The sequence below is a fragment of the Limnohabitans curvus genome (genome assembly GCF_003063475.1).
GTDB classification, from domain to species: Bacteria; Pseudomonadota; Gammaproteobacteria; order Burkholderiales; family Burkholderiaceae_C; genus Limnohabitans; species Limnohabitans curvus.
The window spans coordinates 1,182,946-1,199,536 of record NZ_NESP01000001.1; the positions used below are offsets into that span (position 1 = coordinate 1,182,946).

The following is a 16,591-nucleotide window of genomic DNA, read 5'->3' on the forward strand; positions in this document are numbered from 1 at the left end:
AAAAACCCTGTAGCCACTACAATGTCAAGTACCTACAAATAAAATGGCGCAACTTTCTTGCCACCGCTCAAGGTGAAGATATGAAAATCGGTGAACTGGCCAAGGCGGCTCACACTCAGGTTGAGACGATCCGGTATTACGAACGCGAAGGATTGTTGCCAGAAACGCCTCGCACAGAAGGTAACTACCGGGTGTACGGCAGCGAACACGTTGACCGACTGTCCTTCATACGGAACTGCCGTGGGTTGGACATGACGCTGGACGAAATCCGAATATTGCTGCGCTTCAAGGACTCGCCTCTAGAGAACTGCGCAGATGTCAATGACTTACTCGACGAGCACATCGGCCATGTGGCCGCCCGCATCAAAGAGCTGAAAGCGCTAGAGCGACAGCTCAAGACCTTGCGGGAGAACTGCCGTAAATCTCAACAGGCCAGTCAATGCGGCATCTTGAGAGAGTTGTCCACCGCATCGCATCCCGATCAGGAGTTAACCACCAGCAAGGGGCATGTTCATGGGGCACACAGTCTCAAGGCAAAGCTTTGAACGAAAGGCATCATCTGCTTACATCGGGTCATGACATCAATTTTCGTGATGACGATGGGCGCACTGCTTTGTATGTGGCAGTTTATGAAACTTACTATGGGCTAGCCATACACGCTACTTGAGCGTGGCGCAGATCCAAACATTCCAGACAACGAGTGCGACTTACCTCTGGATATCGCCAAGTACTCGCACCTTTACAGACGAAGTAACAATACAGAAATGGTGGATGCATTGGTGAAGGCTGGAGGAAAGTGCAAGGAAGGCCCGTCAGCTAGGGAGCTCCTTGATGACAAGATCTATGATGGATTTGCACAGGCCAGCGCAATGAAAAACCTTCTTTCTCTGATCGATAAAGCTAAGAAGGATTAGATTCCCATGGATCCAGAAGGATTCCCGACCGCACAAACGACAAAAAGCCCGACCTGTCCTAAGACAAGCCGGGCTTCTGTTTAAGGTTCAATTGCTGATTGTTTTTGGTACCACCGCTGTACCTCAAGCAGCATCAGGGTGGTTTGTGCAGCATCCTTGCTCAACTGCGCGCAACTCACCGCTCCCGCATCTCCAGCGGTAAGAGATACAGCGTCGGCGGGGTGGCTTGCAGCTCCTGCGGGAGCTTCGGAAACTGTGGGCACACTCCCGGCACAGATTGGGGTGCTACTGCACACCCCGACAGGGCGAAGACTAGGCAAACGACTGGCCAGTGCCTTTGAGTTTTTGGCATATTCATTTGAGATTTCCCGATTGATTTGACTTTGAGATTGCTGCACATCAGCGGCGCGTTGCTCTTGCTTGGCCACGACCAACGCCACGCGTAACTTCTCGGCATTCCACTCCCGTTGAATCCGGGACTCTCCGATCTGAACTCCGCAGATGAATACCATCATCAGCACGAGACCGCCCATCAGGTAATTCCAGTTGGCGTAGATGAATCTGGAAACCCAGCTCATGGCGTACCTCCGTCCAGAGCTTGCAGCTTGTGTTGGTTCATCAGATTGATCACTTTGTCGGCATAGCCTGGATCAGTGGCATACCCGGCTTTGGCCAGTGCCTGTGCAAATGCCTCTGCCTTGAGGCATTGGAAGCACGGCTGATAGCGTGGGTTTTGCTTGAGAAAGGCTGCGTGGTCATCGATGCTCTCTTGCCAGCTGGCGTACTTGCGCCACTTGGCAGGCACCACAACCCACTGGCCACGGATGAATTCCTTGGTCTGCAAGATCAAGGTCTCCCCCCGCCAACGGCTATCGGCCTTGATACCAAAGAGGTTCTTCCCCACCTTAGCAAGACCCGACTCACCCCAACCTGACTCCAAGGCCGCCTGAGCGATCGTGATGCTGGCGAACACACCCGTGCGTTTGGCAGTAGCCTGCGCGGAAGATCCGATCATTGCGATGAACTCAATCGGCTTCATAGCAGCTCCTTCACGTCCTTGGCCACGGCATCAAGCGAGTCATCCCGACGCTTGTCGATGAAAGCAAAGGTCCAGCGCACCATCGCCCATCCCGGCAGACCACAGGCAAAGATCAATCCACCCATGGCACACAGTCCCATGGTTGAAAACGCCCAGTGATGTAGATCGAAGTGCTCGACGGTGAATGCACCGCCGCCGATGCTGGACACCACCGTGCTGATCAAGCCGACGGCCCACTCCCGCTTATTCCGAGGTGGGGTCATCAGCATGACCACCACGGCTGCCAAAGTGGCCCCGCTCGCGACAGCGGCTGCTGTTCCTCCCAGCGCCTTGTAGGCCACTGCTGCTCCGGCGACCCCACTACTTGTCGGTTCTGGCATTCATTTCTCCAAAAAGAAACCCGCCGGGATTGCTCCTCGGCGGGCGGTTACAAAAATCAGGTTCAGATCAGGATTGATCGGCGGTATGCACCAACGCGTTCTCGGCCACGCAAGTCAGCTCGACCTGCTCAGCCCTAGGCTTGACGCTCATGACGCGTGCCAACTGGGACCAGGACTGGCCCACACCAAAAGCAAAGTGCGTTCGCTCTCGGTCAGTACCGACCAGTGGCTCAAAGCCGGGTTGGGTTTTCAGGACGGCATGGGTGGCTGTTGCGCCCGGCGTGACCTCGATGGCATCAGAGACCGAGCCATCGGGCCTTCGCAGAACGAGGTAGTGAACGGCTCCTGACTGCCAACTCAGCGGCTCGGAACACCGCACGGTTCTCGTCTGGCCGTCCCAGCTTAAGACCTCGCCACTAACACCCCAACGGGGAATGTCATGGCTTAGGGCAATCAGATCCCCATAGGTCGGGATCAAACCTTCCAGCTCAGTGCGAAAGGTGACGATTCGTCGGCGATACCGATTGGCCGCTGCGATGTATTTCCCCTCACGAATGCCCTGCGCCTTATCGGTGCAGCCAAACAACCTCACACGAGCAGGCTTGGCAGCTTGGGATCCAGGCAAGGACACCGTGAACTCATCTGGCTTCCAACTCTTGGGATTGACGTATTCGATCGTGACTGCATCCGCCGTGGCATCGCCTGGCATCAGGTACTGGATCTTCAAGCTGTTGCGCACGATGTTTCTTGCAGAAAAGAGCGCCACCGGGATGGTCTTGGGTTCATCGCGAACGATGCGAACAATCCCACCCTGCAAGAACGGCACAGCACGCCCCGTCCGGGCAATCTGTCCCAAGGCGTCCCACACCGTCTGGTTCTGATCGAACACGGCATTGAAGGTATCCCCGCGCGCCGACCACACCGCATCCAACTGTGCCAAGGCTGCCAGGTCTAATTGCCGATCCGGCAACCCTGCTCCATAGCTGGCCTTGACCGCATCCGCGAAGGCCCACGCAATCGAACGAGTGGGTTGCAGCGCAGACCATCCAGTGCTCGGATTCCAGATAGGGAGCTTGCGCGTCACCAGACAGTTGACCAGTCGGGATGAGCGCTGCGATAAGTTGTCGGTTGCGCGCATCCTGAGTGCCAAGTAGGTCAGATCAGTGGGCAAACTCGATCCCGCCAAATAGCCCTTAGCCTGGCCCCAACGCAGCTCGTGACCAGCTCGGTTGCTGGTGTCCCGCGCATCCAGGCGCTGCAGGCGAACCTCATAACGCCCAGGCGACACCGAATACTTGAACGACAGGCGTTGCGCAGTGTTGGTGGCCGCCGAGTAAGTTTCATCTGCCACATGGAGCCAGCCTGAGGTGGCGTCGCCATCGTCGTTGATGCTTCGTACCTCAACCCGCCATTGCACCGAGCGGCTTTCCAATGCACCACTGTCGTTGGCGTAATACAGACCGCGCAGCATCACCACATCGACACCAACCTGATTAATCTGTGTGCCCACCGGATTCAGGGCGAAGGGACCAACGATGGCCCCGGTGTCGTTGACAGCAATCAACTCCTGCCCTGACACCTCTGGGGCCGTGACCACATCCGGGTTGAACAGGGTGTTCTGTCCGCCAGGCTCAATCACCTGCGCCTGCACCTCGGCAAACGAGCTGATCGGGCTGTCATCGATGGACAGTTCCTCAAACTGAAACTGACCCACACCGATGACGTGCAATTGATGGAGATACTCCTCGTTGTTCTCGTACTCGGTATAGGGCATGGTGGCCAGATCTGGGTACACCAGATGGCGGCCATAGATCACGGGCACGGGTTGCGCGAGGCGTCCATAGTTCCCACGCGCCTGCAATGAGTACGTCGGGCTGGGGGATGTGGTGTTGGCCGATGCCGAGGGCAAGGACTGATTTGGCAATGGCACCAGCGCATTGACGAGCACCGAGCCAGTGACCGCGATTGCAGTGGACGCCACAGCCGTGGCCAGCGTGCCTGAATACCCCATTGAGGCAGCCAGTGCGCCGCCATATGCATTGGCAACGACTAGGACGGCGATCATTAGCACAGTTCTCAGCGGGTTTTTGCCCCCACCTCCACCACCTTGCGGCAGAGTGACCAAAGCAACAACGTCACCTGCATCGATCGGAGTCACAGCCCTGTGTGCCAACAGCACCGGCTGGCCGTTTTTGAGGATCAAGGTGGGCTGGTCGAGCTCGATGCCATCACGATTCATCCATTGAGCGATCGTGGGCGAACCAAACACATGACTCACCTGCCGATCACTGGGCTCGAACGGATTTCGCATCCAGATGACCAGTCCAGGACTGGGCAGGTCTGACATGCAAACGCTTGTCATGGCAATTCCTTCCATCGGTAATACCCCTCCACCTGCCAGCCGTGACTAGCAAGGGAACTCAGTTGTTGAAACACCACCCCAATTTGCTGGGAGCAGTGCAAGACACCACCGCCGTCCGCATCGACCCACACACCCACATGCACGGGGTGTCGAGACTGACGCATCAACACTGCATCGCCCTGCTTGGGAACATCGACTGCCGCCCAGCGTTGTCTCTCCGGGTGGTTTTTGAACGTATGAAGGACCGTGCGCAGATTCAGCGCGTCCACCGGGATCACCGGCAAGTCACGACCGAAGTGGGTCTTCTGGACCCAAAGAAAAAGGCCCCAGCAGTCAAATGACTCGGGGCCTCTCTCGCCTGCAATCCACGGACGACCGATGTACTGGATCGCCCAACTCGGTGAATCTTCATCTTTCATCGGGCCAACCCTGGAAACTCAGTTGCGGTGTACAGGCGAGACGGGAAGGTCTTGTTGCCAATGTCCGCCATGCGTGCCTTGGCCGTGACCCGCTGCACGTCGGCCTCGACTTCGGTGATCACGAGCGTGATCGGTGGATCCATCTGCGGACCACTCAGATCGTTGGACAGGTAAGGACGGTAGGTCACTTCAATGGATGACTCCGAGGCCGATGCCTCGTCCAAGTGCTTCACGATCTCCCGGGTGACGTTGTCCAGGGTGATCGCGATTTCAGGAACCGGCGCGATATCCACCGGCGGCAGATCAAGCTCAAAGCCCATGGCCACGAACTGGACCTGCTGGCCCGCATTGATTGGCGCTGACTCCTCAAGCCTTGCCAGCAAGTCTTGCTGATCACGCACCACACGGATTGCCGTCGTATTACCCGCATCATCTTTGAAATCCGGGTGCCGGATCTCCAGCGTATGCAGAATGACGACATTGCTCGGAGCGCTTGCATAGGCCTCCCGCAGTGCCTCAGAGAGTGCGACATCAGGCATTTGAGACCTTGATCGGGATGAACTTGCGGCGTGGTGATCTTTGGTCTTGCGACTTCAGCCCAAAAACGTCGGCTCGACCCTCTGGCAAGTCGCCTTCGATGCGATAAACGGCACACCCTGTCAGGTGCTCAATGGCAGCCACAAAGAACGGCACATGGTCCGAGTACGCATTGTCACAAGCAGCTGTCCACAACGGCCCTTCCAAGAACATGCAAGCGCCCTTGCAAGCCTGCAGCACAGGACAATTCAGACACTCTTCACGGTGAGACCAGTGCGTCGAACTGCGGAGGGCTACTTTTTCGAGATTGGAGAGGTGGCCAATGTGATGGGACTGCCCGTTGGGTGCAACAGCAACCGCGCTCACGTTTTGACAAGTGAGCACGTTGCCCATGAGGTCAACGGCGACTTGGTTCGCGGTATCCATCCCGCACTTTTGTCCTAATACGCTGGCAGGACGACGTTCCAAGATGCTGCGCGCCCATTCCTGCATGCGAGATCGAGCCACATCCAAATGCACGATGCGACCACGCCGGATCTCTTCAAGCGATTGGCGACGGAATTCAAAGGCCTCCTGCTCAGACTGGATCGAGTTGGCCAAGCCACCGACATCGTAGGGATCGACAAATGAACCCTCGCCGATTGACAGCGACGGGTCACCAGTCAGTTGCAGGAAGAACTTGGCGATTTCTTCCCGGCTGGTGTTGGTTCGATGGACCATCGCATTGAACGAAATGCGCCCCTGCGGTGCAAGACGTCGATACAAGTCCATGATCCCTTCGCGACTCGCTTCATCATCTAGCGGATCTGGACCGCGAGCGGGTTGGCCTGGTCCGTCATGACTAACGCCTACCCCAAATCCCATCACATCAAGCCAGGTGTTGACCTCGGGGTTGAGTAAAGAGCCGTTGGTAACGATGCTGAATGAAGCATCCGGGTATCGCTGTCGCAGGGCTTCGGCCAATGGACGCAAGGTCTTGATGTAGACCAGCGGCTCTCCACCCCAGAACTCAATGCGCTCTGGAGCCCTCTCAAGACTTGATTCGAGCAGATGCAAGAACTGCGGCACATCTGCCTGCGTTGTTTCTTCAGCATGAGGGACGAACCGCTGGCTGCAGTAGTCACACGAATAGTTGCATGAGAGACCTAGCTGAATTTTCAGAACTTTCGGACTCTCTTTGCGCCCTGGCATCGTCTGACTTATCGCCTCGATGTGACCAACCGACCAGGTTTTTTCCACATACGGCAGAGGCCAAGGCATCAGATCCCCATCGAGCAGTTCACTGGTCTGGTTGTCGTAGATCAGCGTAACAGGTGAATTGGCACGATCGCGTGCCAGCAATGTGAACTTAGCCATCACATGCCTCCGCTCTGAACCGACGGCTCTTGTGCGAAAGCCTCGGGGCAAGCCTGACGACAAACCTCTTCAGCGTCTTGGTGCGCGAACTTGGCCAAGTGGTATTCACGACGGGAGCGGATGCGCTCGCCTTCGACTACCGTCACAGTGAACAAAACATGCTCGTCATCAACGAGGTCTATGGTTTTCTCAATCATCGTCATCTCCGAATCGGCTCATAGCCGGGTGTACAGCTCGGTGTAGTTATGGGACGCCACACGCAGGGTCACGACCAACAAGGTGCGTTGACCGCTTGGGGCATTGAAGGGGTTGGTCTCATGCCATACCCGCGATGGGTGCAATACGACCAGGCCGGGAGATGTTTCGATGTAGCGAACCTTCTCCCAAAATGGAAACCCCGCCATGGGGCGGGGGTCCTGTAAGAGCAATTCACCATCTCCGACCGTCCAATCGCGGTCCTCTGGAGGTATTCGGTCGTTGCCGCAATCCAAATACAGACACAGCACATGATCGCCCGTGTGGTGGTAATGTGGCTGCGCGCGCATGCCTTTTTGGTAGCAGACAGGTATGCACCGAGCGAGCACTTCAAGCTCGTTCACATTCCTAACTCCATGGGCTTCTTTCAGATAGGCGCGGTAGGTGCGATCCACCCAGCGTTTGAATTCAAACCAGACCGCTGGGGCATGCATCTCATGATCAGGCAAGAACAGATTCAGCTGCGTTCGCAACTTCACGGGCACATCAGGCAATGCATGACGAGGCGGATGGGCTTTGTGATTGCGAAATCGCTCAGTTGTGAATTGCTTCAACTCCTCGAGCTGGTCCATGGTGAATGGCGATTCCTCATGGAGAACTGGGGTGCTCCATAGATGCTCAAGCATTGATCACCTCACATCCGAATGAAACTGCTATTCGCAGTTCGCTGCAGTAGCGAGAAATCGGACGAGCCGCATGCGTTTTCGTCCCGTTAAACACCACCAGCCGATTTGGTTTAATCAATGTGCAGGCATCGACCTCTCCGTCATCCGAGAGAGTGATGAAATCACCACCCCAATCCCTCTCCCAGTTCATCACTGGATACCAAACGGCTGTGCGGGCAGTCCGTGCGTACTGCACAGGGAAGTCCCTGTGAAATGCTGACTCGTCACCAAAGGACTGAAAGTTAGCCCAGATCCGAGTGAAGGCCTCTCCGTCAAAGTGCTGCTGGCGAATGATCTCGGCAACCTCTGCCAAGGGACTTTTCGAGGAACAAAAGGCCTCGTAACTCAGCTCAGAATTCCAAGCATCATCGTCATAGTGGTGCTGATGTATTCCTGGCAACACGAAATTTCGATGCCAGAACGCGCCTGGTGCATTCGCGTGTGCTCGCCATCCGAAGATGGGGCTTTGCGACAAAAGCCAGGCTCGCGTTGCTTCACAGAGTTCGGGGGAAACTGGGTTGTCGTAAACGTTGATGGGCATGGTTGTCGACCACGTTGAGTTCAAAGTGCAACTCAACCGCTGGCTCCTGTGCGTTGTAGGGGTGAGTGTGGTGAGCCAGGTAGCTCGGAAAAATCATCAGCATTCCTGCTGCCGGATAAATCAGTTCCGATCTCAGCCCCTCCCATGGCAGGCGCTTGAATCCAAACGCTCCACTCGGATTGACCAAAACGAATGCGCCGGAGTAATCACTGCGCTCAGGATTCGCTCTGGCTTCAGTACTCAGCACGAATACCGCTGACAGATCGGTGTCCTCACAGTGCAGCGGCAGGCATTGCCCGTTCTGTATGACCACTTCTCGTCCAGTCAGTTGGCTCACACTGCATCCGTACTCAGTCTCGACCACATGCTCGATCAATTCCGTAACCTGCTGAAATGGTTCGGCGATATGCAAACTCTCCCGTGTGCATCGAGACCATGGCATGCCATGAGGATTAATGCTCTGGTGTATGGCCAGCGCCCGTTTGCGCATCTCCAGCATCACGTCATCTGAAAATGGATGGAGACCGACATATACCCTTGCTCCAAACAGCTCCTTAGTCATGGATCTGGATGGAGACATCAGAAGCACCACTGAAGTATTTGAAACCGGCTTTGACCCGTGCTGAATCTCCTGCCACAAGGCCCAAGGCCATGAAAGGGACACTTGCCTGGCCGTTGACTGTTTTGATGCGGGTCTTTGGAAGGTAGCCATTGACCGCCTCAAGAAAGATTTCAGCATCGTGCTCAATAGGCATGTCATTCGCATCGAGCACTTGCACCTGGACGTTGACCTGGCCGTCAGGTGTACAGCTCGTTGGCGCTGATATCTGGACACCAGGCAACAAGATCAACTCCCGTACCTGGGCACTCGCCGAATAGTCGGTACGTTCGATTTCCGAAGCGTTCACGCCCATCACCACACAATCGCCTTTGTTCACATCGGGGTTGATGTTCACGGTCACAGCACAGTCCTCAAAGGCCGAGTCCGAGAACGGAACCACAAAGCCCACTGACAGATTGTTTTGGTAGGTCGTTCGAGACAACTCTGGGGCCGACATCTTGGTGGCCATGGAATAGGTGTAGAGCGGAATCGGATCAGTGAACGATCGGGCATCCCAACGGAATGTCAGATGCCAGGCTTGACGATCCGCCCACCCCGTACTTCTTTTGAGCAGCTCATAGTCAAACTCGCTGGCAGCGATGACCTTGTAGAACTTGTCACCGCTTTGCACAACGCTCCCATCGTCTGGCACTGGCTCGCTGGGATTGGGTGAAAAAACAATGCACATCTCAACGCCAACGCGTTGCTTTGGCGCATCGACCAAGACACGAACCACGTGATCTGGCGAGCTCGCATAGGCTGGGGGACGGGTGATATAGACTTTCATAGCGTCTCCTCAGCAGCAGCCGCAACATGCACAGTTGCAATTGCAATTGGTTCGGCAGTTGAACGCCCCACAGTTGCAATTTCGATACCAACGGTGGTACTCAGAACCACCGATCTCGTTGGCGGCTTCGTAATACCCGTCGTAGTTAAATCCGACCGACACCGCGTTGAAGACCTGAGTGGTGCCGCCTGCGCCGTCATAGCTGCCCCAGTTGGCGCAATTTCCAGTCGGCACTCCACTGACGCCCCAGGTCCACCAGTTGCCATTGGGGGGGTTCCAGTACCCGTTACTGGCGCAGTTGCCATTAGGCAGATATCCATTGCAGTTGGTGGCCCGGTCGTCGTAGTACTGACTTGAGCGATTCATCTCTCCGATGTCCTGCCCGTCGGCCATCTTGTAGCCCGTATTTCGAGCGTCATCACTTGTGACGCTGCTCTTGAACAAGGCTCCATTAGTCATCGTGATGGAGCCCGTCATGGTTCCACCGGCCTTGTCCAACTTGCCATTGATTTCGTTCTGCAAGGCATCATCCAGCCCCGCTTTGGGGATGCGCGTAATCGCCATGATTTCTCCTAGTTAGATGTAACGCACCACAATCCGCGCGCTGGCGGCTGGTGCTGATGTGAATCGCAAAGTCGCCCCGGAATTGACCAGGACGTAGGCATCGAGTGAGTCCTGCACCACGTAATTGACCGTCACGATCAATTTGTGGACGCTGGACGCTGCAGTGCTCAGACTGAAGTCAGTAGCCGAACCATTGCCGGTAAAGACCTGTGGAGCGACGCTGGAGCCGCCCGCTGCAGCGGCATACCCCTGCGCCTGACTCATGTAGCTCTGAGCTTGGGTGGCAGATGTTGCTGATGCTGTCGCAGAGTTCGCCGATGCGGTCGCACTGCCAGCCGACGCCGCAGCCGAATTCGCGGCACTGGTTGCTTGCTGACTGGCCGTCGCCGCACTTGCAGCGATGGACTGTGCGTAGTATTTGGCCGAATACTCGGTCGATCCTGAAACAGGTCCCGACGTCTTGTTCGCCCATTCCTCGGCTGCGGCTGCGCCAGACTGCGCTTCCTTGTCCAGGTAGCGCACGCTGATCACGACGCCATTGGCAGGAGCCGAACTGAATCTGAGTGTTGTCGTGGCTGGTGTGGTGTAGGCATCCAAGGGTGCTTGAGGCACCCCGGCAACCGTCACCATCAGTGCTCCGGGATATCCAACGGGCCGACTGATTGTGAAATCCGTCTTCACGCCATCGCCGGTGAACACATCGGCGGGAATGACCGTATTGGCCGTCACCGCTGCTGCCGATCCTGCCGCTTGCCCCGCCCAGTATTTGGCTGAGTAACCACTGCCGTCGACCGTACCGGTGGTCTTTTGCGCCCAATCAGAAGCCAGTGTTGCTTGCGCCTGCGATGCCGTCAACGACCCTGCTGCGCTTGTGGCACTGCCTGCCGCCGCAGTCGCCGAATTAGCAGCGGAAGTTGCACTCGCCGTTGCATCTCCAGCTTTAGTCGTTGCCGTTGTGGCTGCCCCAGCTGCCGACGTGGCCGAAGTTGCTGCATTGGTGGCACTCGTGCTGGCGTTGCTGGCCGAGGTTGCTGCCGCTGTGGCACTGTTGGCTGCGTCCGTCGCTTTGCCACTTGCGGTGGTGGCCGAACCTGCCGCTGCAGTAGCGGAGCTCGCCGCATTCGTAGCTGAGGTTGCCGCTGCAGCCGCCTGCGTACTGGCGGTACTGGCAGAAGTCGCTGAATTGGTCGCCGACGTTGCGGCATCCGAGGCTTTGGTCGAGGCGGTACTTGCTGAACCAGCCGCAGCCGTCGCACTGGCCGCCGCATCCGTTGCCTTTTGCGTGGCGGTTGATGCTGAAGCAGAGATCGACTGGGCGTAATACTTGGCCGAATAGTCGCTGCCGCTGACGGGGGCTGTCGTTTTGGTCGCCCAATCCTGCGCCAGAATGGCACTGCCAGATGCACTGCTGGCCGAACTTGCTGCAGCTGTTGCGCTGCTGTTTGCATCGGTGGCCTTAGCCGTTGCTATTGTTGCAGAGGCAGATGCACCACTGGCACTGTTGGCAGCATTGGTCGCCGATGTCGCAGCGTCGCTGGCCTTGGTGCTGGCTGTGGTGGCTGAAGTTGCCGCATTGGTGGCCGATGTCCCTGCATCGGCAGCCTTGGTCGTGGCCGTGGTTGCGGAGCCTGCTGCCGATGTCGCACTTCCAGATGCCGCCGTCGCAGACGACGATGCCGAAGTGGCACTCGCAGCAGCTGCCTGGGCGTGGTACTTGGCCGAATATTCCGTCGAGCCGGAGACCACACCGCCGGTTTTGGTGGCCCACTCCTGTGCAGACGCTGCGCCAGATTGAGCCTCCTTGTCGAGATACCGAACACTGATGCCCACACCTGTTGCCGGTGCGGACACAAAGCGCAGGGTCGTACTTGCGGGGACCGAGTACGAATCTATCGGTGCTTGAGGAACTCCAGCCACCGTCACCAACACAGCACCCGGATAGGCCACGGGATGGCTGAGGGTGAAATCCGTCTTGACGCCATCCCCTGCAAACACATCAGCCGGAATCACCGTATTGGTGGTCACCACTGCTGCCGAGTTGGCTGCCTGACCGGCCCAATACTTCGCCGAATACCCAGTGCCGTCAACGGTTGCAGCGGTTTTTTGCGCCCAGTCAGACGCCAACGAAGCCTGCGACTGAGCCGACGCCAAAGCGGTCTGTGCATCTGTTGCCTTACTGCTGGCCGTGGAGGCGGAGCTCGCCGCCGAACTGGCACTGGTGGCCGCATCGCTGGCCTTTTGCGTCGCGGTGGTGGCCGAGGCTGCCGCCGCTGTTGCCGAGCTCGCTGCATTGGTGGCACTGGTGGCCGCATTGGTTGCAGAGGTGGCCGCTGCCGTTTTGCTGCTGCTGGCATCACTGGCTTTGGTACTGGCCGTGGTTGCCGAAGACGCCGCAGCCGTCGCAGAACTTGCCGCACTGGTTGCAGAATCACTGGCCGCACTTGCCTTGGTACTGGCTGTTGTGGCCGATGTCGATGCATTGCTAGCCGATTGAGCAGCATTACTCGCTTGTTGGGTGGCCGTAGCCACCTGATTGGTCAGATCTTGGCGGGACGCATCAAGTTGGGTTTGAACCCCATGTATGACGTTGGCCACGCTCTTGACCTGGCCACCTTGCGTGGTCACGGTCGTCTGATCATCCCCGTGGACGATCTCATGGAGCAGTTGGGCATCCCCCTCGATCGTTCCCACAGCTTCATCCAGCCGGGTCTTGAGGGTCATGATTGGGTTCCTTAAATTGATCTACCAGTAATCAGCCGCCGCCATGGATTGGTTGAGCCAGGTGTGCAGGCGCTCGCCCAGCGCAATGGCATCCGGCCCCAGCACCGCAGCGACTTGGGTTTCATCGGCTGTGAGCCGTGGAAATTCCTGCACTTCCAATTGCGCTTTGACTTGCCATCGGTTGCCGGTCAACAGCTCGGTGTCCCACGGCGCAATGAAGCGGGACTGCACCGCCTGAACACCCAAGCCAGCCGCCAAGGGCATCGCAAACCAGAGAACGCCTTGGTTGAGGACATGCATCCACCAGGCATCAAAAACGGCAAACGCCTCCTGCGAGAAACGCCACTCAACGCGCACCCGATAAAGCGTGCTCGTGGAGCGCAAGCGCATCCGAGCCGCCCCGGCATCGATGTCCGTTCGCACTGCATTCGATTGCGGGGCCAGCCCATAGCCCTCGATACGTGGCAACGGCAAGGTGTCCGGCCAAACAGGGATGCCAACAGGCAAGGTCACATCACTCATCGCAAAGCTCCTACCGCTGGGTTAAGCCCATAGCGACGCTCAAGCGTGGGGGCAATGCCCACGCCCTGGTTGATGGAACGATTCATGCGCGCCTCGATCTGCTCGACGATCACATCCAGCCGGGTACTGCCGTCGGGTTGCTGGGTGGTTTGAACTCTCGCGTCCACGCCCGAGGCATGGTTGGTCACATTCACCAGCACCTTGACCGGCGACGGATTGTTTTTTACCAATGCACCACCTAAGACGCGCAACTGGCCCGGCGTGAATACCGCCTCACCCGGCTGCGCAATGATGGGCACCTCACCTGCCACCAAGCCACCGGTATGAAACCGCTGAGCGCCATCGAAGTGCTGCAGCCCGACAGAGCGTGTGGCCAGCACATCGCTGCCAATCAGGGCACCGGTGTGCGCCACCATCGTGCCGCCCGACATCAGGTCCGTAGCTCCAGCAGGGAATGCACCGCCCAACCCGTTGCCGCCTGAACCACCAAACAGGTTCAGTCCGCTCATCCACCCGGCCAAAGGCAAGGTGATCATTTTTTGAATCTGGATACGCACCAGGTCCGCAATGATCGAGTTGGCCAGACTGTTGAAGTCCACCTTGCCGGTCGTCACAAATTGAACCATCGCGTCCTCCATGGACTTGAACGCACCGGTTACGGCACGTTCAGCCTGCTTGGCCGCATTGGTCGCGTCCTCGATGTAGGTGCGCAGAGAACTGCGAAGGCCATAGTCAAAGCTGCGTTGATATTCCACATTGGCCCGTGCAAGCTCTTCAACGATCGGCAACTGCCGAGCCAAAGCATCGTTGATCGCAGCGATAGCCTCGGCTTTGAGGCCAGGGTCGTTGATTTGCTCGGCCTGGCGCAATGCCATGACAGCGGCTTTTTCCATGTCAAAGCGCGTCTGCAAAGCGGCCCGCTCAACCTCTCCAACATCCAGAAGCTGGCGCTTCAATTGCAACTCTTCCTGCTTGAGTCGGTTGTTGCCGATGTAGTTCTCGGTGATCTGATGGACCTTTTGCAGCTCCTTCTCGTACTCGTCGAATTTCTTGTCGGCTTCCTTCTGTTTTTCGATCCGCTCTATGGCATCGATGTATTTCTCTGCTTCCTTGACGATGCCTGCATAGCCTTTGCGTTCCAGTTCCAGTGCCTTGGCGCGCAATTCAGCGCCTTCGCCTTGCGTCACACGCAGCGCACGCTGCTCCAACTGCTTCAAGAACTGCAAGCCCTCGTTGTTCTTCTCAAAGCCCGACAGATCCAGGCCACTGGGTCGCTTGCGGGGCATCTTGGGCAGGAACTCGTCATAGATCTTCTGAACTTGCGCAGCCTGCTCTGCCGTTTCCAGGACAAATTTCTGCCCCATGACGCGCACCGTGCGGCGTTGCTCATCGAAGAACTTTTCGATCTTGTTGACGTACCCTGGGTTGTCCGTCAGGTGCGTCAAGCGGTCGTTTGCAGCCTCGACGAACCGATCACGCGCCGCTTGCAACTTGGCGATTTCGGCATTGATCTGCGTCTCGTCATAGCCCATGGACTTCATGGAACGCAGCATGTCGGTCTTGATCCAGGTCTCCACGTCCTTGGCGACCACCTGCAGACTGTCAAATGGCTGGCTAATCACGCGCTTGGCAAGCACCGCCGACTCGGCGATGAATCCCAGCCCGGTTGCGACCTCCTCGAGGAATGACAGGACCTGTTGTCGGTTGTGCGTGATGGCCTGCAACTCGCTTGTGAATCCACCGGCCTCGGTTTTGGCCAGGAACATCTGCTCCGTCAGGTCAGCCAGGATCGGCAGCAACGCGGACCCGATTTGGCGCTGCACGCCTTCGTTGACCGCGTGCAAGCGCTTCATGTTGTCGTTGAACTCCTCTGCAGCGCGTGCTGCATCGGCAGACATGACCAGCCCGAGGCGCTTGGCCTCTTCCATCATTTCGGTCAGCCCATCACGCCCCTGGTTGAGCATGGGGATCATGTCCAGACCGTTCTTACCGAACAGCTTGACGGCAAGCGCCGCCTTTTCTGCACTGTCAGGCATGGCTGCAAATTTCTCCGCCAGATCCAGCAGCACCTGCTCAGTTGGGCGAATCTGCCCTTGCGCATCCAGCGCCGACACACCGAACGCCTTGAGCGCAGCACTGCCTTCGCCACCCTTGACCTTGGCATCGAACATGGCAGTCGAGAGAAATTTAAGCGCCTTGGTCAGGCTCTCCGCACTCACGTCCGACAGCTCAGAGGCGTACAGCAGCGCCGACAAGGCCTCGACCGAAACAGCGGTTTTTTGGGAGAGCTTGTTGAGCTCTTCGCCCACTTCAGCGACCGGAACGACCAGCTGATGCATGCCGTAACCGACTGCAGCAACAGATGCTCCAACGATCAACCCGGCTGGGCCAAGGCGACCGAGAACACTTCCCAGCATCCCCAGGCGAGAAGTGGCGTCTTCCATGCGCACGAAAGCATCGTTGGCCGCCTTGGACAGCAGGTTCAGACCAGCAGAGGCAGGCTGCGATGCCGACTCGATCTTTTTGAGCGATCGCTCTCCGGCCTCGCCCACGTCTGCCAGTTCGGCTTTGACTTTGCCGCCGTCAATGACAGCCAGTCGAATCGATAGGTTACGTTCAGCCATGTGGGTTGTCCGAAGATGGTTTGTTCAATGCTTGAGTTAGGCCCGCCTCGACGGCTGGGAATAAGTGGGTCATGGCAGCGGGGTCTGCATCCAGGGCCTGGCTGGCAGACATCCACGCGTTGAAGTCCATGCCCAGCACTGCACCTTGAACAGCGCGCACTTGGGACGAACAGACATCAAGCACCGCGAGGGCCTGCCAGCCTTCTTCGGTCCGGGGTGAATTCACCTGGAACGGACACTCAGGACAGGTCGCCTCGCATGCCCCGCAGTACGCGGCCCCACCACCGAAGTGCCATTCGGTGCG

General features: G+C 57.5%; 22 protein-coding genes. 5 read left to right on the forward strand and 17 right to left on the reverse strand.

Going from position 1 to position 16,591, the window contains the following annotated elements; all coding sequences use genetic code 11:
* The first annotated feature begins 80 nt into the window (after nt 1-80).
* Entirely contained in the window at nt 81-545 is a 465-nt protein-coding gene (cadR, locus tag B9Z44_RS05890; protein WP_108401919.1) for a Cd(II)/Pb(II)-responsive transcriptional regulator, read from the forward strand.
* A gap of 449 nt (nt 546-994) precedes the next feature.
* Here cadR and B9Z44_RS05895 read toward each other — a convergent pair whose 3' ends face one another.
* The 14 genes from B9Z44_RS05895 to B9Z44_RS05960 all read right to left on the reverse strand — a co-directional run bounded on the left by B9Z44_RS05895 (nt 995) and on the right by B9Z44_RS05960 (nt 11,275).
* Nucleotides 995-1,492, reverse strand: coding sequence for a hypothetical protein (locus B9Z44_RS05895; RefSeq protein ID WP_108401920.1), 498 nt, complete (start codon nt 1,490-1,492; stop codon nt 995-997).
* Nucleotides 1,489-1,953, reverse strand: a complete 465-nt coding sequence (locus B9Z44_RS05900; RefSeq protein ID WP_108401921.1) for a glycoside hydrolase family 73 protein — start codon at nt 1,951-1,953, stop codon at nt 1,489-1,491. The genes B9Z44_RS05895 and B9Z44_RS05900 overlap by 4 nt, the downstream gene beginning before the upstream one ends.
* Nucleotides 1,950-2,333 (reverse strand): hypothetical protein, encoded by a 384-nt coding sequence (locus tag B9Z44_RS05905; protein ID WP_108401922.1) that lies wholly within the window; start codon nt 2,331-2,333, stop codon nt 1,950-1,952. Before B9Z44_RS05905 ends, B9Z44_RS05900 begins: the two co-directional genes overlap by 4 nt.
* Before the next feature lie 67 nt (nt 2,334-2,400).
* Nucleotides 2,401-4,680 carry a phage tail protein gene (locus B9Z44_RS05910; RefSeq protein WP_108402824.1) on the reverse strand — a complete coding sequence of 760 codons (2,280 nt, stop codon included), beginning with the start codon at nt 4,678-4,680 and terminating at the stop codon, nt 2,401-2,403.
* A gap of 11 nt (nt 4,681-4,691) precedes the next feature.
* Nucleotides 4,692-5,114: an NlpC/P60 family protein gene (locus B9Z44_RS05915; protein ID WP_108401923.1), complete on the reverse strand. Its 423-nt coding sequence runs from the start codon at nt 5,112-5,114 to the stop codon at nt 4,692-4,694.
* Nucleotides 5,111-5,653, reverse strand: coding sequence for a DUF1833 family protein (locus B9Z44_RS05920; RefSeq protein WP_108401924.1), 543 nt, complete (start codon nt 5,651-5,653; stop codon nt 5,111-5,113). The genes B9Z44_RS05915 and B9Z44_RS05920 overlap by 4 nt, the downstream gene beginning before the upstream one ends.
* Nucleotides 5,646-7,007, reverse strand: coding sequence for a radical SAM/SPASM domain-containing protein (locus B9Z44_RS05925; RefSeq protein ID WP_245912767.1), 1,362 nt, complete (start codon nt 7,005-7,007; stop codon nt 5,646-5,648). Before B9Z44_RS05925 ends, B9Z44_RS05920 begins: the two co-directional genes overlap by 8 nt.
* A complete protein-coding gene (locus B9Z44_RS05930) occupies nt 7,007-7,204 on the reverse strand; it encodes a hypothetical protein (protein ID WP_146180588.1) in 198 nt (65 codons plus the stop codon). The genes B9Z44_RS05925 and B9Z44_RS05930 overlap by 1 nt, the downstream gene beginning before the upstream one ends.
* Before the next feature lie 18 nt (nt 7,205-7,222).
* The gene (locus B9Z44_RS05935) at nt 7,223-7,834 is read right to left on the reverse strand and encodes a 2OG-Fe(II) oxygenase family protein (RefSeq protein ID WP_146180589.1); all 612 of its coding nucleotides are present in this window, start codon (nt 7,832-7,834) and stop codon (nt 7,223-7,225) included.
* Nucleotides 7,835-7,880: 46 nt separating this feature from the next.
* Complete coding sequence (locus B9Z44_RS05940; RefSeq protein WP_108401927.1) at nt 7,881-8,468, reverse strand: 2OG-Fe(II) oxygenase; 588 nt, start codon at nt 8,466-8,468, stop codon at nt 7,881-7,883.
* Nucleotides 8,422-9,030 carry a 2OG-Fe(II) oxygenase family protein gene (locus B9Z44_RS05945; protein WP_108401928.1) on the reverse strand — a complete coding sequence of 203 codons (609 nt, stop codon included), beginning with the start codon at nt 9,028-9,030 and terminating at the stop codon, nt 8,422-8,424. Before B9Z44_RS05945 ends, B9Z44_RS05940 begins: the two co-directional genes overlap by 47 nt.
* The gene (locus tag B9Z44_RS05950; RefSeq protein WP_108401929.1) at nt 9,023-9,856 is read right to left on the reverse strand and encodes a hypothetical protein; all 834 of its coding nucleotides are present in this window, start codon (nt 9,854-9,856) and stop codon (nt 9,023-9,025) included. Before B9Z44_RS05950 ends, B9Z44_RS05945 begins: the two co-directional genes overlap by 8 nt.
* A gap of 9 nt (nt 9,857-9,865) precedes the next feature.
* Nucleotides 9,866-10,420 carry a hypothetical protein gene (locus B9Z44_RS05955; RefSeq protein ID WP_108401930.1) on the reverse strand — a complete coding sequence of 185 codons (555 nt, stop codon included), beginning with the start codon at nt 10,418-10,420 and terminating at the stop codon, nt 9,866-9,868.
* Nucleotides 10,421-10,432: 12 nt separating this feature from the next.
* On the reverse strand, nt 10,433-11,275 hold the full coding sequence (locus tag B9Z44_RS05960) for a hypothetical protein (protein WP_146180590.1): 843 nt from the start codon (nt 11,273-11,275) through the stop codon (nt 10,433-10,435).
* Nucleotides 11,276-11,291: 16 nt separating this feature from the next.
* Here B9Z44_RS05960 and B9Z44_RS05965 point away from each other — a divergent pair, with 16 nt between their 5' ends.
* From B9Z44_RS05965 to B9Z44_RS05980, 4 genes are all read left to right on the forward strand, one after another.
* Nucleotides 11,292-11,741: a hypothetical protein gene (locus B9Z44_RS05965; protein WP_146180591.1), complete on the forward strand. Its 450-nt coding sequence runs from the start codon at nt 11,292-11,294 to the stop codon at nt 11,739-11,741.
* Between the two features lie 66 nt (nt 11,742-11,807).
* Complete coding sequence (locus B9Z44_RS05970) at nt 11,808-12,215, forward strand: hypothetical protein (protein WP_108401933.1); 408 nt, start codon at nt 11,808-11,810, stop codon at nt 12,213-12,215.
* 390 nt (nt 12,216-12,605) lie between these two features.
* On the forward strand, nt 12,606-12,914 hold the full coding sequence (locus tag B9Z44_RS05975; protein WP_108401934.1) for a hypothetical protein: 309 nt from the start codon (nt 12,606-12,608) through the stop codon (nt 12,912-12,914).
* On the forward strand, nt 12,911-13,156 hold the full coding sequence (locus B9Z44_RS05980) for a hypothetical protein (RefSeq protein WP_146180592.1): 246 nt from the start codon (nt 12,911-12,913) through the stop codon (nt 13,154-13,156). The genes B9Z44_RS05975 and B9Z44_RS05980 overlap by 4 nt, the downstream gene beginning before the upstream one ends.
* Nucleotides 13,157-13,162: 6 nt before the next feature.
* On the opposite strand, the gene B9Z44_RS05985 is transcribed toward B9Z44_RS05980, so the two are convergent.
* The 3 genes from B9Z44_RS05985 to B9Z44_RS15040 are packed head-to-tail and all read right to left on the reverse strand — an operon-like array spanning nt 13,163 to nt 16,513.
* The gene (locus tag B9Z44_RS05985; RefSeq protein ID WP_108401936.1) at nt 13,163-13,663 is read right to left on the reverse strand and encodes a hypothetical protein; all 501 of its coding nucleotides are present in this window, start codon (nt 13,661-13,663) and stop codon (nt 13,163-13,165) included.
* Nucleotides 13,660-16,287, reverse strand: coding sequence for a phage tail tape measure C-terminal domain-containing protein (locus tag B9Z44_RS05990; protein ID WP_108401937.1), 2,628 nt, complete (start codon nt 16,285-16,287; stop codon nt 13,660-13,662). The genes B9Z44_RS05985 and B9Z44_RS05990 overlap by 4 nt, the downstream gene beginning before the upstream one ends.
* Entirely contained in the window at nt 16,280-16,513 is a 234-nt protein-coding gene (locus B9Z44_RS15040) for a DUF7697 family protein (RefSeq protein ID WP_146180593.1), read from the reverse strand. The genes B9Z44_RS05990 and B9Z44_RS15040 overlap by 8 nt, the downstream gene beginning before the upstream one ends.
* Between the last annotated feature and the right edge of the window lie 78 nt (nt 16,514-16,591).